The sequence below is a fragment of the Marinococcus luteus genome, assembly GCF_034497705.1.
GTDB lineage: Bacteria > Bacillota > Bacilli > Bacillales > Marinococcaceae > Marinococcus > Marinococcus luteus_A.
In genome coordinates, this window is sequence record NZ_JAXRUV010000001.1 from 376558 (window position 1) to 392477 (window position 15920).

12 protein-coding genes are annotated in these 15920 nt (G+C 50.5%); 11 read left to right on the forward strand and 1 reads right to left on the reverse strand.

All coding sequences use genetic code 11. From position 1 onward, the window contains the following. Positions 1 to 144: 144 nt before the first annotated feature. Genes Q9M42_RS01840 through Q9M42_RS01855 form a run of 4 tightly spaced genes read left to right on the forward strand, consistent with a single transcriptional unit; the run spans position 145 to position 5316 of the window. Positions 145 to 2499: a glycoside hydrolase family 31 protein gene (locus Q9M42_RS01840; RefSeq protein ID WP_322524826.1), complete on the forward strand. Its 2355-nt coding sequence runs from the start codon at positions 145 to 147 to the stop codon at positions 2497 to 2499. Positions 2500 to 2535: 36 nt separating this feature from the next. Next, positions 2536 to 3525 carry a TRAP transporter substrate-binding protein gene (locus Q9M42_RS01845; protein WP_322524827.1) on the forward strand — a complete coding sequence of 330 codons (990 nt, stop codon included), beginning with the start codon at positions 2536 to 2538 and terminating at the stop codon, positions 3523 to 3525. Between the two features lies 1 nt (position 3526). Then, on the forward strand, positions 3527 to 4021 hold the full coding sequence (locus Q9M42_RS01850; protein WP_322524828.1) for a TRAP transporter small permease: 495 nt from the start codon (positions 3527 to 3529) through the stop codon (positions 4019 to 4021). Next, on the forward strand, positions 4018 to 5316 hold the full coding sequence (locus Q9M42_RS01855; RefSeq protein ID WP_322524829.1) for a TRAP transporter large permease: 1299 nt from the start codon (positions 4018 to 4020) through the stop codon (positions 5314 to 5316). Before Q9M42_RS01850 ends, Q9M42_RS01855 begins: the two co-directional genes overlap by 4 nt. A gap of 8 nt (positions 5317 to 5324) precedes the next feature. Here Q9M42_RS01855 and Q9M42_RS01860 read toward each other — a convergent pair whose 3' ends face one another. Next, the gene (locus Q9M42_RS01860) at positions 5325 to 6497 is read right to left on the reverse strand and encodes an ROK family transcriptional regulator (RefSeq protein ID WP_322524830.1); all 1173 of its coding nucleotides are present in this window, start codon (positions 6495 to 6497) and stop codon (positions 5325 to 5327) included. 113 nt (positions 6498 to 6610) lie between these two features. On the opposite strand from Q9M42_RS01860, the gene uxaC reads away from it, so the two are divergent. The 7 genes from uxaC (at position 6611) to Q9M42_RS01895 (ending at position 15856) form a co-directional block, all read left to right on the forward strand. Further along, a complete protein-coding gene (gene uxaC, locus Q9M42_RS01865) occupies positions 6611 to 8008 on the forward strand; it encodes a glucuronate isomerase (RefSeq protein ID WP_322524831.1) in 1398 nt (465 codons plus the stop codon). Positions 8009 to 8022: 14 nt separating this feature from the next. Beyond that, on the forward strand, positions 8023 to 9060 hold the full coding sequence (gene uxuA / locus Q9M42_RS01870; protein ID WP_322524832.1) for a mannonate dehydratase: 1038 nt from the start codon (positions 8023 to 8025) through the stop codon (positions 9058 to 9060). Between the two features lie 3 nt (positions 9061 to 9063). Next, complete coding sequence (locus Q9M42_RS01875) at positions 9064 to 9909, forward strand: SDR family oxidoreductase (protein ID WP_322524833.1); 846 nt, start codon at positions 9064 to 9066, stop codon at positions 9907 to 9909. Between the two features lie 11 nt (positions 9910 to 9920). Next, a complete protein-coding gene (locus tag Q9M42_RS01880; RefSeq protein ID WP_322524834.1) occupies positions 9921 to 10550 on the forward strand; it encodes a bifunctional 2-keto-4-hydroxyglutarate aldolase/2-keto-3-deoxy-6-phosphogluconate aldolase in 630 nt (209 codons plus the stop codon). Positions 10551 to 10553: 3 nt separating this feature from the next. Next, on the forward strand, positions 10554 to 11558 hold the full coding sequence (locus Q9M42_RS01885) for a sugar kinase (protein ID WP_322524835.1): 1005 nt from the start codon (positions 10554 to 10556) through the stop codon (positions 11556 to 11558). Between the two features lie 340 nt (positions 11559 to 11898). After that, complete coding sequence (locus Q9M42_RS01890; RefSeq protein ID WP_322524836.1) at positions 11899 to 13845, forward strand: BglG family transcription antiterminator; 1947 nt, start codon at positions 11899 to 11901, stop codon at positions 13843 to 13845. Positions 13846 to 13903: 58 nt separating this feature from the next. Next, positions 13904 to 15856 carry a PTS fructose transporter subunit IIABC gene (locus Q9M42_RS01895; RefSeq protein WP_322524837.1) on the forward strand — a complete coding sequence of 651 codons (1953 nt, stop codon included), beginning with the start codon at positions 13904 to 13906 and terminating at the stop codon, positions 15854 to 15856. Positions 15857 to 15920 lie beyond the last annotated feature (64 nt).

A 15920-nucleotide genomic window follows, 5' to 3' on the forward strand; every position in this document is an offset into this window, starting at 1 on the left:
AAGGAGGGCGGAGAAAGAATAAATTATCAAGTAAAATCGGGGTTGCGAAACGTTCAGGAAAGCCTTATCATAAAGTAAATAATTAATTTGTTTACACTACAAATTAATTATTGAACAAGTGATTAATCCAAAGAGGGTGAACATATGCTAACGATGAAAGACCAGTTTTATTTATCTGCCCAGAAGAACAATATGCTTTTTTTTGAATCCGATGTGCAGAAAATGTACTTTTGCGTTTATGTACTCGAAGAAAAATTGTTCCGCGTTACGCTGACGAAGGAACAGCCGGAGATGGATATACATACATGGGCTGTGGCCCCGGGAGACACGGAGATGCCGTTTGAAGGACTCGACCGGAATCGTATAACTGATTATTTTTCGCTCCCGGCCTATGAAACGTCAGAGCATCCTGAAGAATATGTAATTGAAACGGCTTCACTCAAGCTAGTAATCAATAAAACGAAGCTGCACTGCAGCTGGTTTGACAAAACAGCGGGAGAAGAGAAGCTGATTGCCGAAGACCGAAATACGCAGGCGTACGGATTTCAGGTTGCTGAAACGGCACCGACAGCCCACTACTTAAAACGAAATGAAGGGGAGCGTTACTACGGCCTCGGGGAAAAAACAGGAAATGTCAATAAGCACGGGGAGCGCTACCGCATGCTTAACATTGATGCGATGGGCTACGATGCCCAAAAAACGGACCCGCTTTATAAGCATATTCCGTACTATATTACGCATTCGCCGGAAACCGGAGTGGCTTACGGACTCTACTACGATGACTATAATGAATGCGCTTTCGATATGGGGCGGGAAAAAGACAACTACCACGGGAAGTACCGGTTTTTTCAATCCAGCTCTCATTTTCTGGACTGCTACTTTATTCTCGGGCCAACGGTGGCTGAGGTCACCCGCAGCTTTTCCTGGATGACCGGACGGCCGGCGCTTATGCCAAAATGGAGCATCGGCTATTCCGGTTCAACGATGACCTATACTGATGAAGAAAAATCTCAGGAGCGTCTGATGAACTTTGTGGAGGACTGCCAGAGACACGACATGCCATGCGAATCCTTTCACCTCTCCTCGGGATATACATCCATTGACCATAAGCGGTACGTCTTCAACTGGAACTATGAAAAATTCCCGGACCCAGTAAAATTTACTGAAGATTTTCATGCGAATGGCGTCCGCATCATTGCTAACATTAAGCCGAGCCTGTTGATCGATCACCCAAAGCATGAAGAAGTACTCAACAACGACTACATTATTCTCGACAACAAACATCGGCCGCTCCTGCAGCAGTTCTGGGACGATATGGGCGTCTACCTGGACTTTACCAACAAGCAGACCATCGAATGGTGGAAGGAAAACGTGAAAAAGGAACTGCTCGCAAACGGGATCGACGCGACCTGGAATGACAACAACGAGTTTGAAATCTGGGATCCGGAGGCAGTGATTCATTTGTTTGGCCAGGGTGGAAAATTTCAGGAGTACCGTGCGATTTTCCCGATGCTGATGACGAAAAGCTCGCTCGAGGCTCAGACCGAGTTTGACAGTGAAAAACGCCCGTACCTGATCAGCCGGGCAGGAAGCGCAGGCCTCAGCAGGTACGCCCAGACGTGGACAGGGGACAACTACTCCAATTGGGAAACGCTTCAGTATAACATTAAAATGGCGATTGGCTTAAGTCTTTCCGGCATTTACAATTTCGGGCATGACACGGGCGGCTTCTCCGGAGATGCGCCGGATTCAGAGCTGTTTCTGCGCTGGATTCAGAGCAACATTTATTATCCGCGGTTTACAATACATTCCTGGAACGATGACCAAACAGTGAACGAACCGTGGATGTATCCGGAGATTATCGATAAGGTCTCCGACACCATCCACTGGCACCAGAAGCTGTCCGGGTACATTTTCTCGCTTCTACACAAGTCATCGGCCAGCTACGAGCCGGTGATCAAGCCAACCTTCTTTGACTTTGGTGACGACGCAGCGACGCATGCCGAAAACGACGAATTCATGCTCGGCGAAGAGCTGCTAGTATGCACCATTGTACGTCCGGGAGAGCGCGAACGTGAATTGTATCTGCCCGATAATCCGCACGGGTGGTACGACATGTATACCGAACAATGGTACGCGGGAGGGCGTAAGGTGACGGTTCCGGCCCCGCTCGAGTATACGCCGGTGATGGTAAAAGGCGGCAGCCTGGTTCCTATTGAAAACAAAGTCGAGAACCGGATCGACATGCAATTGTATCCGGGCCGGAACGGTGAACAGACATCGTTTACGTATTACGACGACAACGACAAACGTCACGATGCTGATGTGCTTTCGATTACGTGCACCATGATGCCCGACGAAAGCGGCATTTATATTGATGTCCTTCAGCAAGGGTCGTACAGCAATGGCCTCACGGCTGTGCATTTCCAACTGCCGGAGGATGAAACGAGACAGGTTTTTATTAACGGAAAAGCAGACAAATGGTTTTCTTGGAAGTGAGCATCGCTGAACGTTAATTAAAGGAGGGAAACAACAGTGAAGAAATGGATAAGTCTTGCTACAATGACGGCCCTGATTGCTTTAACAGGCTGCCAGAGTGCAAGCGGTGAGGAAGAACAGACCTTCACGCTCGCACACAACCAACCGACGGACCATCCTGTGCATCAGTCGCTTGAACGATTTGCCGAGCTTGTAGATGAAAAATCGGATGGATCGATGAACATTAAAATTTACCCGAACGGGGAGCTTGGAAGCGAGCGGGAAGTAATTGAAGGGACCCAGACCGGCGCCGTGGATTTCAGCAAGGTGAGCGGGAGTGCCCTCGAAAGCTTTGAACCGGCGTATTCCGTCTTCAGCCTGCCGTATTTATTTGAAAGCCAGGAAAGCTTTAAGCGTGTTATGAACGATGAAGAAGTGACCAGCGATATTTACATGGAGTCTGCTGACAAAGGGTTCCGCGGACTGACGTATTATGATGCCGGCGTGCGCAACGTTTATACGAAAGATACGATGCTCGAGACAAGCGAGGATATGAGCGGTTTAAAAACAAGAGTGCAGCCGAGTCAAACGAGCGTGCAGATGATCGAAGCGATGGGAGGCACCCCGACGCCGATGAGCTACGGCGAAGTATATACTGCCCTGCAGTCAGGCGTCATTGATGCCGCTGAAAACAATGCGACGGCACTTACGAACAGCAACCACGGAGAAGTGGCTAAAAATTATTTCTACACCGAGCACGCTATCGTTCCCGATATGCTGATTGCTAATGAAAGTACGATGCAGGACCTCTCCGACAGTGAACAGCAGGTCATTGAAGAGGCTGCGGAGCAATCTACAAGCTATCATGAAGATCTTTGGAACGAGACAGTGGAAGAAGCCAAGGTTACAGCCGAAGAGGAAATGAACGTAGAGTTTTATGAAGTAGATAAACAATCGTTTATTGACGAGGTTCAGCCGCTTCATGAAGAATTCGAAAACGACCCGGACACCTCTGAGATTTACCGTAAAATAAAGGAGGCCGAGTAGAATGCAAAAGGTCAAAATGATTCTTGATCGTGCGCTTTTGATTGTGAATGCCGTTTTAATTACATGCATGGCACTTCTTTCGATCTGGCAGGTGTTTACCCGGTACGTCCTGGATGCGCCGAGTACCACTAGCGAAGAAATTATCCGCTTTATGCTCATTTGGTTTACGCTGCTCACGGCCGCTTACGTTTTCGGACAGAAAAAGCACATTGCCATTGTGTTTCTGGTGGAAAAGTTCCAGGAGCGTTCGCAGCGCCTGATTAATCTTGCAATCAATGTCTTATGGATATTTTTAGGGATAGTACCGATGATAATCGGCGGCATCATTCTGCTGACGTATACATACTTGGAAACGGCCCCGGCAACAGGAATGTCCATGCTGTTTGTCTACAGCGCCGTGCCGGTTTCAGGCGTATGTATCGTGCTGTACGCGCTGATTGATATGCTTCATGGCGGCAGCCGGATCGGCACTGCCAGTGAGGGGGAAAAAGGATGACAGTTACAGCTGGTATTTTATTATTTGCATCGCTCGGAATACTGCTCGTGTTCGGGGTGCCGATTGCGCTCGCGATTCTGCTGAGTGCAATGATTACCATTTCGCTCGTCATTCCGTTTGACGTCAGTATCATCATTACCGCCCAGCGACTTGCGACAGGCGTGGACAACTTTACCATTCTGGCGATTCCGCTGTTTGTGCTTGCAGGTATTATTATGAACAACGGCGGTATTGCCTTCCGGCTTATTAACCTGGCAAAAATTATTGTCGGCCGGCTGCCGGGGTCGCTCGCACACACTAACGTTGTCGGTAATATGCTGTTTGGCTCAATTTCGGGTTCAAGTGTCGCGGCGGCGGCTGCGATGGGTAAAATCATGACCCCGATGGAAATGAGGCAGAAATATTCCCTGAGCTACTCGGCCGCGACGAATATCGCGTCGGCACCGGCAGGACTTTTAATACCGCCAAGCTCGATGCTGATCGTGTATTCCCTGGTCAGTGGAGGAACCTCGATTGCAGCTCTGTTTATGGCTGGTTACATTCCAGGCATTTTGTGGGGTCTTTCTGTTATGGCGGTTGCTTACGTATATGCCAGGAAACATAAATACCCAGTATCCGAAAAAGTCAGCTGGAAGAATAAAATGTTTATCGTCTTCGACGCGATTCCAAGCCTGCTTTTGATCATCATCGTTATCGGCGGGATCGTCGCCGGTATTTTCACCGCGACGGAAGGCGCAGCGGTTGCCGTGATTTATGCCCTGCTGCTGTCACTTTTATACAAGCAGCTGAAAAAAGAACAATTTAAAAACATTTTTAAGGAAACGATCGAAATTACGGGCATGATTCTGCTTTTAATTACGGCATCGACCCTGTTTTCGCTCGTAATGAGCTATACCGAGATTCCGGCAGGAATCAGCAGCGCGCTGCTTTCGATCAGCGCGAATACGATCGTAATTCTTCTGCTGATCAACGTGATTCTGCTCGTAATGGGGACCTTTATGGACATTACGCCGGCGGTGCTTATTTTCACACCGATCTTCTTCCCGGTGGTGACCGAACTAGGCATCGACCCTGTCCACTTCGGCATTATTATCGCGTTTAACCTTTGTATCGGCAACATTACCCCTCCGGTGGGCAGCGTACTGTTTGTCGGTACAAGTGTAGCCAACGCGAGACTCGAAAGCGTCATCAAAACGCTGGTGCCATATTTCATCATCCTGATTGTTATGGTGCTTGCCATTACCTTCATCCCACAGCTCAGCCTGTTCCTGCCTCAGCTGTTTGATCTGATGTAGCTTTATATTTACTGCCCTCTGGTAAAGGAGGCGGAGTGGTCCACGTGGTGCACGCCGAGAAACTTTTTGAACGCAAGCGCCGCGGCGCCTAGGGCGCAGGCATCTTCGTTCAGGCTCGAGATCTTCAGCTGCTCGTAGTTATTGAACTTGGACTGCAGAGAAGCCTCGACCCTTTTTAGCAGTTCGGGTTTGGAGGCAAACAGTGGGCTGTTAATGATGATGCGCTCCGGGTTGAAAATGTTAATCACATTATTTACCCCGATTGACAGGTAGAAAATGTATTCGTTAATCACCCTTTCGGCATCGGTCGTCTCCAAATGCTTCTGCACCTGCTCCTGGGTATGGAACTCGTCGCCACTTTCGTGAAGCAGTTTAAAAAATGCCTTGTTGGAAGCGTACAGCTCCCAGCATCCGTGATTGCCGCAAGGACAGGGTTTGCCGTTTGGCTCGATAATCATATGGCCGATTTCACCCGCAAAGCCCTGATGCCCGCGGTAAATGACCGAATCCTTGACCATGCCAAGACCAATACCGGAATACAGGGTCAGGCAGAACAGATCCTGCACGTGTTCAACGTAAACGTGTTCGGCGTACACCGCGAGATTGGCGCTGTTATCCACGTGAACTGGGGCGTCAAATGCTTCTTCGAGCCGGGTCTTCACGTCGAGATCGACCCATTCCTGCTTCGGGGTGTAAACGATTTGGCTGTCGTTATTTACGATGCCGTGGATACCGATGCCGATTCCGGCAAGAGGGGCATCAAAGGTGCCGCTTCGGAATGCGTCGATTTCTGTCTGCAGCTGTTGAATTAATTCTTCAAGCATGCTTTCAAAATGATACGTGTCCAGATGCAGCTGCTTTTGATGAAGCCGGCGGCCCTTCAGGTCGCAAAAAATGATATTGGTGCTCTGTTCATCAATATCAATGCCGATCGTAAAGCCGGCGCGCTCGTTCATTTCAATAATAATCGGCTTCCGGCCGGGAGTATCCAGTGCTTCGGTTCTTGTTTCAATCACGAGCCCCTGCTCGAGCAGATCATGAATCTGTGTGGAAATGGTTGCTTTATTTAAGCCGGTAATTCTTGCGAGCTCACTCCGGGAAAGGGAAGCATTTTTCACAATTTCCTCAAGAATCAGCCGACGGTTTAAGTTTCGGATATAGTTCCAGTCACCTTTATGCAAGGTAGATCCCTCTTTCTATTCGTGCTGCGTATGGTAGTAATACGAATGCTGCTGTGTTAAAAGTATAAATTTAATAGTTTGCATAGTAAACAAATTAATTAGGAGATGACACTATGACTGCGTTTATTCACGAAGATTTTCTGCTTCAGTCACCAGTGGCACGCACGCTGTATCACGATTATGCGAAGCATCTGCCGCTCATCGACTATCACAATCACCTTCCGCCAGTCGAAATATTAAACGATAAAAACTTTAATAACCTGTCCGAGATCTGGCTGAGCGGCGACCACTACAAGTGGAGAGCCATGCGGGCGAACGGGATTGGTGAAGAATACATTACCGGAAACAAAAGCGACTACGAAAAGTTTCTGGCGTGGGCGGAAACGGTACCGAACACGCTTGGGAACCCGCTGTACCACTGGACGCACCTGGAGCTGTCGTCGTACTTTGGCATCCATACACTGTTAAACCGGGAGACGGCGGAAGGAATCTGGAACGAAACCCGGGAAAAGCTTCAGTCACCGGAGTTTTCTACCCGGTCGCTTCTCCAGAAGGACAACGTCGTATACCTGGGAACGACGGATGACCCGGCAGACGCGTTAACTACCCACGAGCAGCTGGGACGAAGCGATTTGCCGCTCGAGGTGTCGCCTTCCTACCGGCCGGACCAGGCGCTTCATCTGGAGAAGGACAGCTTCCCCGGCTGGGTCGGGCAGCTGGCTGATATGACGGGGAAAAGGATCTCCTCCTACGGCGAGCTTTTAGCCGCCCTTGATGAAAGAATCGACGCGTTTGATGCGCTCGGTACCCGCAGCTCCGATCACGGGCTGACTGAAATGGTGTATGAACCAGCGAGCGAAGCGGAAGCAGCGGCCGTTTTCCAAAAACGGATGAACGGAGAGGTGGTTACGGCGCAGGAGGCAGCCCAGTACAAAACGTATACGCTGCTGCATCTGGCTGAAAGGTATGCGGCAAAGGACTGGGTAATGCAGCTGCACCTGCATCCACTTCGCGATACGAATACCGCCATGTTTCAAAAGCTCGGCGGAGATTCGGGATTTGACGCGATTCATGACCAGCTGCCTGCCCGTCCGCTTGCTGCATTTCTTGATCAGCTTGAACAAAATGGATCTCTCCCGAAAACCGTGCTGTACAGCGTCAATGCCAATAATAACAACACGCTCGCGGCGATTGCCGGCAGCTTCCAAAACAGCGACATGCCCGGCAAGGTGCAGGTGGGCACCGCCTGGTGGTTCAATGACCACATTGACGGAATGGAAAGCCAGATGACCTCCCTTGCGAGCATTGGCCTGATCAGCAATTTCATCGGCATGCTCACCGATTCGAGAAGCTTTCTGTCATTTTCGCGGCACGAATATTTCCGGCGCATTCTATGCAATTTAATTGGCAGATGGGTGAAAGAAGGAAAAGCGCCGCACGACTTGAAGCTATTACGTACGTATGTCGAAAATATCTGCTACTACAACGCGAAAAGGTATTTTTCAATTTAAAGGAGGAATGACTGATGGAGATGAGCTTTCGCTGGTACGGGACCGAAGACCCCGTCAAGCTCGAACAAATTAAACAGATTCCTGCGATGAAGGGGATCGTCTCTGCGATATATGACCTGCCGCCGGGCGAAACGTGGCCGCGTGAAACCATCAGGAGCATGAAAGCCGAAATCGAGCAGCGCGGGCTCGTATGGAACGTGGTGGAAAGCGTGCCGGTGCATGAAGACATTAAAATGGGCAAAAGCACGAGAGACAGCTGGATTGAAAAGTACCAGGAAACGATCCGCAATCTCTCCCGGGAGGGCATCAAAACCATCTGCTACAATTTCATGCCGGTGTTTGACTGGACCCGCTCCAAGCTTGATGCACCGCTTCCCGACGGATCGCATTCCCTCATGTATGATGAGGACCTGATTCAGCAGATTGATCCGCTCGATGGGAGCCTGACGCTCCCCGGGTGGGATTTATCCTATCAGAAGGACGACCTGAGGGTCATTATGGAGGAATATAAAGAAATATCGAAAGAGGACCTGATGGAAAACCTGGTTTACTTTCTGGAGCGTATTATTCCGGTTGCGGAGGAAGAGGACGTACTTATGGCGATCCATCCGGATGATCCGCCCTGGGATATTTTCGGCCTGCCACGCATTATCACAAATGAAGCCAACGTCATGACGATGCTGAAGCGGGTCAACAGCAAAAACAACGGGATCACCTTCTGCACCGGATCCTACGGAGCGGACCAGAATAACGATTTAATCAGCATGATTGAGCATATGAAGGACCGCATTCATTTTGTGCACGCGAGAAACGTACGGTGGACGAGCGAAAAATCATTTCAGGAAACGTCCCATTCCGTGCATGACGGATCACTCGATATGGTCGGCATCATGCAAAAGCTGATCGAAGTGGGCTATGAAGGCCCGATCCGTCCGGATCACGGACGGATGATCTGGGGCGAGGAAGGCCGGCCGGGGTACGGCTTGTACGACCGCGCGCTCGGTGCGGTATATCTTAACGGCATTATCGATGCTGTGCGGGAAAGGAGATAAACGATGGAGACACCATTTCAGATTCCACTGGAGGATAAGGTTGTTGTTATCACAGGCGGAAGCGGGGTGCTCGGCTCTGTGATGGCGGAGGCCCTGGCTGCTAATGGAGCCAAGGTGGCGATCATTGCCCGAAACAAAGAAAAGGTCGAAGAGGTAGCCCGGCGCATCAGCGAAGACGGGGGAGAAGCTGCGGGCTACAGCGGCGATGTAACGGATAAGCAGGCGATGGAGGCCATTTACGAGGATGTAAAAAGCCGGTTCGGGCCGTGTGATATTCTCGTCAACGGAGCGGGCGGCAATAATCCGAAGGCTACGACCGGACAGGAATACTTTGATCCGGAAGCACCCGACAGCGGCGGCACCTTTTTTGACCTAGATCCTGCTGCGGTGGATCAGCTGTTTTCACTGAACTTTCTCGGGGCACTGATTCCGTCGCAGGTATTTACCCGCGACATGGTATATGACCGTCCGGGCTCGATCATTAACATTTCATCGATGAATGCGTACCGGCCGCTGACGAAAATCCCTGCCTACAGCGGGGCAAAGGCGGCTGTCAGTAACTTCACACAGTGGCTTGCCGTCTATTTTTCCAAGTCCGGCGTGCGGGTAAACGCCATGGCACCTGGCTTTTTCCTGACAGACCAGAACCGGGAGCTGATGTTTTCGGAAGAGGGTGTGCTGAGTGCGAGAGCGGAAAAAATCCTATCCCAGACGCCGCAGGAGCGCTTCGGGGAGCCGGAGGAGCTGGTGGGCACCCTGCTTTGGCTCGTGGATGAAAAATCCTCAGGCTTTGTGAACGGCATTGTTGTACCAATTGACGGCGGGTTTTCCGCTTATTCTGGAGTATAAAGGAGAAAACCATGAGAGCATTTCATATCCTGAATCAAATGATCGAAAACAGAGTGGCGGTAGTCGTTCGCGGCGACCGTCCGGACCAGGCGGTGAAGACGGCAGATGCCTGCGTGAAGGGCGGGGCCAAAACGCTCGAAGTCACATTTACCGTGCCGGAGGCGGATGAGGTGCTGAAGACGCTGGTGCAGAAGTATCCGGATGCCGTGGTCGGGGCGGGGACGGTGCTCGACAGTGAAACCGCCCGGCTCGCCATTATCCGGGGCGCGTCCTTTATTGTGAGCCCGTCCTTTGATCCGGAGGTCGCGAAGCTGTGCAACCGCTATGCGGTGCCGTATCTGCCCGGCATTATGACGGTCCGGGAAGCGACCGAAGCGCTCGCCTACGGGGCACAGGTGGTGAAGCTGTTTCCGGGAGAAATGTATGCGCCCTCGTTTATTAAAACGCTGCGCGGACCGCTCCCGCACGTGCAGCTAATGCCGACCGGCGGCGTAGATCTGGATAACGTTCAGGAGTGGCTGCAGGCCGGGGCCGTCATGGTCGGCGCCGGGGGATCGATTACCGGACCGGCCAAAACCGGTGATTACGACGAAGTTACCCGGCTCGCATCCGAATTTCAGCGGCTCGCAGAGGAGGTGTAGGCGATGGCGCGAATTCTGACGATGGGCGAAATCATGATGCGGCTGACTCCCCCGTCCCACCAGCGGCTGGTACAGACCAACGATTTTCACGTTTATTTTGGCGGGGCGGAGGCCAATGTAGCAATGAACATGAGCCAGTTCGGGCACGACGCCTCGTTTCTGACGGCACTGCCGGCAAATGCGATGGGCGAGGCCGCCAAACGCCGTCTCCGGACAGCCGGTGTCAACACGACGACGATTGTGGATCAGGGCAGGCGGCTCGGGCTGTACTACGTGGAAGCGGGCTATTCGGTCAAGCCGGCGGAAGTGATTTACGACCGGGCGGATTCATCCGTATGGGAGCTTGCAGAGGCTGATCTCGACTGGGAGCAGCTGCTTGCCGGGGTGGAGGTACTTCACGTGAGCGGCATTACGCCTGCGCTCGGCCCGGCTATGCATAACCTGACGATGACGGCGCTGAAGGAGGCTGCAAGCCGAGGGGTGCATGTGAGCTTTGACTGCAACTTCCGCGCGAAGCTGTGGTCGCAGGAGGAAGCGAAAGCCTCCTTTGAAGACATTCTGCCGTATGTGGATGTCTGCTTTATCGGGCATAAGGATTTTGTGTATCTGTTAGGGATGGACGGGGACGAAGCGTTTTCGCCGGAGCAGCTGGAGCGATTCTATGAAGAGGCCGCCCGTACGTATAATATTTCCCTGATGGCAAGCACCCACCGGACGGTAGAATCAGCCAGTTCGAACAGCCTGACTGGCTATTACTACAATGGAAGCGAGCTCCATGCCAGTGCCACGCATTCGTTTGATCTGCTGGAGCGGGTCGGCGGCGGCGACAGCTTTGCCTCCGGCATTCTGCACGGGATCCTGCAGGAGGACTGGGAGCCAAAGCAGATTGTTGAATTTGCCACCGCTTCAAGCGTGCTCAAGCACATGGTGTACGGCGACAGTAACCAGTTTGACGAGGCGTACGTGCTTCAGTTTGTGCAAAACCAGGAAAACGATGTGAAACGGTAAAAAAGCGGAAAAATAAACGGTGTACAGTTCTGCTGGTTTTTTAACGTAAAGTAGTTTACCGAGGTAAGCAGCTTTGAATCATAGCCTGTTCAGGATCCGGCCCGGCGCCGGACACTGGACAGGCTATTTTTTGTGACAGCCCCTGCTTTAAAACATCCATCGTCTTTAATATAGTGGTGCAGGGTACGGCTCCACAGCCTCTTTTTTAAAGACCGCCGGGGCGGTTCATGCCAAAAATAAATTAACCTGACTCCACCAAACAAAAAACTAAAGTTATAATGGATGATATATTAAGGATGGATGAACCTGAACAAAAAACAGATGAAGGGAGGACAAAGCGATGCTCAATGAAAGGCAGATAAAGCTTCTGCAGAAATTATTACTTCATTCGGAGACGTTTACGCATATTCAGACGATGGCAGAAGAGTTACACTGCTCGGAAAAAACCGTACGAAATGATTTGAAAACGCTGCACTATTTTCTCGGGGAGCACTCGGAGGCGGAGCTTCTGCGAAAACCCGGTCTCGGCGTTCAAGTAGCCATTACGGAGGAAGACAAACGTCATATTTTCAGCCTTTTACATAAAAGATCATCGCATGAGGAGACCGATCACCTGCTTGAAATAGGCTACCGCCTGCTCGTCGAAGAAAAACCCCAGACCATACAGGGACTGGCAAAAGAATTCTTTATGTCAGTCAAAGAAATTAAAGAGAGCATAGCGGTCATTTCGGACTGGCTGGCAACGTTTGAGCTTGAACTGATATCGAAACTGAGGCTCGGACTCACCATCGCGGGAGACGAATTGAAGCGACGAAGTGCTGTTGCTCATTTATCTGAGCTTGTAGCAAAGGATAAAACGGCTTCGGACTCGCTAGTCCGGCTTTTCCCTCAGCATGAGGTCAGCTTTATAAGAAAAGCAATTGCTGACAGGCTAAACGCATGGAGCTGGGAGATATCAGCCGAAAAACGGGAAAGCCTGATGATCCATGCGCTCATCATCATGAAGCGTGTGAGGCAGTCTTCGACAATTGTTATGAAGGAAAATGAGCGGAAAGAAGCCAGAGACGCCGAAGAATATAGAATGGCGGAAGAGCTCGCAGAGGTTATCAAAGACAAGTTGAAATTATCGCTTCCTGAATCGGAGAAGGTATATTTTACGCTTCATTTGATCAGCTGCTCGGATTCCTACTTTTTGCGGCAGAACAGCAATAAAGAAGCATTAATGAAAGACATTCTCGAACAGCTCACGACCCAGCTGCAAATTTTGACGATGACCAATTTTAAAGAGGATGTAATTCTTCTCGAGGGACTGAAGGTTCATCTGCCTTCGACCATTCATCGCGTTGTTCATGGATTTGCGATCAGAAATCCGATGCTTGAGGAAATAAAGAAAATGTACCCCTATATGTTCAGCATGATGGTGATGGCGCTGGAAGAAGTGAATGAGAGCTATGACATTTATATTCCGGAGGATGAAGCTGGCTATCTGGTGCTTCATTTTCAGGCATCTATTGAGCGGCTTCAGAAAAAGCGGGAGCAGAAAAAAAGAGCCCTGATCGTTTGTGAACTGGGAGTCGGCATGTCCCATCTGCTTGAAGCGAAGCTTGAACAGACCTATAAAGGCATGGAGGTGATCGGCTGCATCGCAGCGCCAAAGCTTGATAATATGCTCGAAACCCATTCGGTTGATCTCGTTTTATCCACGAGAGAACTGACGCAGCAGAAGGTACCCGTCCTGGTGATATCTCCATTGCTTCAGGCGGAGGATCGCAGGAAGCTGGACGCTTATCTGCAGTACGAGGAGCAGAAGCCGTTGTTTTCCAGTTCCATGGCGGATTGGCTGAAAAAGGGCGAAACAGCGATCGGTATAGAGCCGGTGCACCGGTACGAGCTGATCGAGAAGCTCGGCCGTGAGCTTGTCAGAAAGGGCACCGTGTCAGAGGACTTTCCGCAGCGGGCGGTCATGAGGGAAAGAACGTCCTCCACGTCGCTTGGCAACGGGATTGCGATTCCGCACGCCCCGCCGGAGGAGATCTACGAGTCATCGGTGTCTCTCGCCATTTTTAATAAACCAATTGAATGGGGAAGGGAACAGGTGACGATTGTTTTCCTGCTTGCGATTGCCGAAAAGGATCAGGGAAGCATACGCTCGCTTATGCATATGATCTCGAGAATGGGGACGGAAGCGAGCGTCCTCGAGCAACTGAACCAGGCACAAACGCTCGAAGAAGTAGAGAGCATCTTTAATAATCATTCGTATTACCGGAGCAGCGGTAAAAATGAATGATTATTTTTTGTAATTTCCGTTTTACGATGAAAACAGAAATTACAGAGGAGGGAAACGGATGAAGGTACTAGCGGTCACCGCCTGTCCGGTTGGCATTGCCCATACATATATGGCGGCTGAAAATCTACAAAAAGCCGGAAGCGAGCTTGGCATTGAAATCAAAGTGGAAACCCAGGGCTCCATCGGTGTGGAAAATGAACTGACAGAGCAGGACATTGCGGAAGCAGACGGCATTATTATTGCCAGTGACAAGGAGGTCTCCAGGGAACGTTTCGGCGGAAAGCCTTTGCTGGTCGTAGGCGTCCAGGACGGCATACGCCAGCCGAAGGACTTAATTGAGCGAATCATGGAAGATAATGTATCCGTTTACAAAGGCGCGATGCCAAACGCTGAAACAGTGAAAGCAGGAAAAAAAGATAAGGAAAACCCTGTGTATAAACACTTAATGAACGGGGTCTCCTATATGATTCCGTTCATCGTGGTCGGGGGACTGCTTATTGCTATTTCTCTAGCTTTAGGAGGCAACCAGACCCCGGAAGGGATACAGATTCCTGAAGATTCCTTCTGGAAACAAATTGAAAATCTCGGGGCAGCTTCATTCAGCTTCATGGTGCCTATACTGGCCGGCTTCATTGCTGTAAGCATTGCGGACCGGCCGGGGCTCGCGCCGGGTATTATCGGAGGCTACATTGCCGTCAATGGAAGCTTTTACGGAAGCGAAGCCGGAGCTGGCTTCATCGGCGGTATTATTGCTGGTTTTCTCGCCGGGTATATCGCTCTCGGTATTAAGAAAATCAAGGTGCCAAAGGCTGTGCAGCCGGTGATGCCGATTATTTTCATTCCGATCCTGGCTTCGCTCACGGTCGGCCTGCTGTTCATTTTCATTATCGGGGCGCCGGTTGCGAGCATTTTTGAAGGATTGACGCAGTGGCTTGAGGGCATGCAGGGAACCAGCTCCTTTGTACTTGCGCTGATTCTGGGTGGAATGATTGCCATAGATATGGGCGGACCGTTTAATAAAGTAGCATTTCTATTTGGAGCAGCCATGATTGGTGAAGGCAACTACGAAATCATGGGGGCCATTGCTGTAGCTATTTGTATTCCGCCGCTTGGCATGGGGCTTGCGACGTTTTTAAACAAAAGAAAATATCAGCAGGCAGAACGCGAAACAGGAAAAGCCTCGTTTACGATGGGTCTGTTTGGGATTACGGAAGGAGCTATTCCATTTGCGGCCCAGGATCCGCTTCGAGTGATACCGAGTATCGTTATCGGTTCGATGACTGGCTCTGTTATTGCGATGCTTTCCGGAGTCGGTGACCGGGTGGCCCACGGCGGTCCTATCGTTGCCGTGCTCGGTGCGGTGGATAACATAATCATGTTCTTTGTAGCCGCGATTGTCGGTACCATCGTGACGGCGCTTCTGATTAACACCCTGAAACGGGATGTAGCGTACGCCGGGCTCCCAGAGGAAAATGATACCACGGAGGTCGCTGAAAGAACTTCTACAGAAGCGGCTCCTGCTCCGGAAACGAATCATAATAAGGATAAGCAGATTACTCAGTTAAAAGATATAATGACGCCTGAGCTTGTAAATACAAACCTGCACGGCCAGACGCGAAATGAAGTAGTGGATGAAATGATACACATGCTCGACCGGCAGGGGATAGTGGAATCAAAGGAAATGTTCAAAAACGCGATTCTGGCAAGAGAGGAAGAAAGCAGCACAGGACTCGGAATGGGAATTGCTATACCTCACGGTAAATCGGATACTGTGAAGGAGCCCGCGGTAGCCTTTGGAAGGCAGACTCAGGGTGTGGACTGGGGCAGTGCGGATAAGACAGAAGCCAATCTCATATTTATGATTGCTGTCCCTGTAGAGAGACAGGGAGAGGACCATCTGAAAATACTTCAGATGCTGTCGAGAAAGCTGATGGATGATTCCTTCCGGGAGCAGTTATTAAATACTGACTCTGATCGTGAGGCCTATGAGCTGTTAAAAACGATCCAGTAATTTTAGGTGAATATGATTAAACGGAGAAAGCATCCTGGAAACAGGGGTGCTTTTTCCAGTTAAT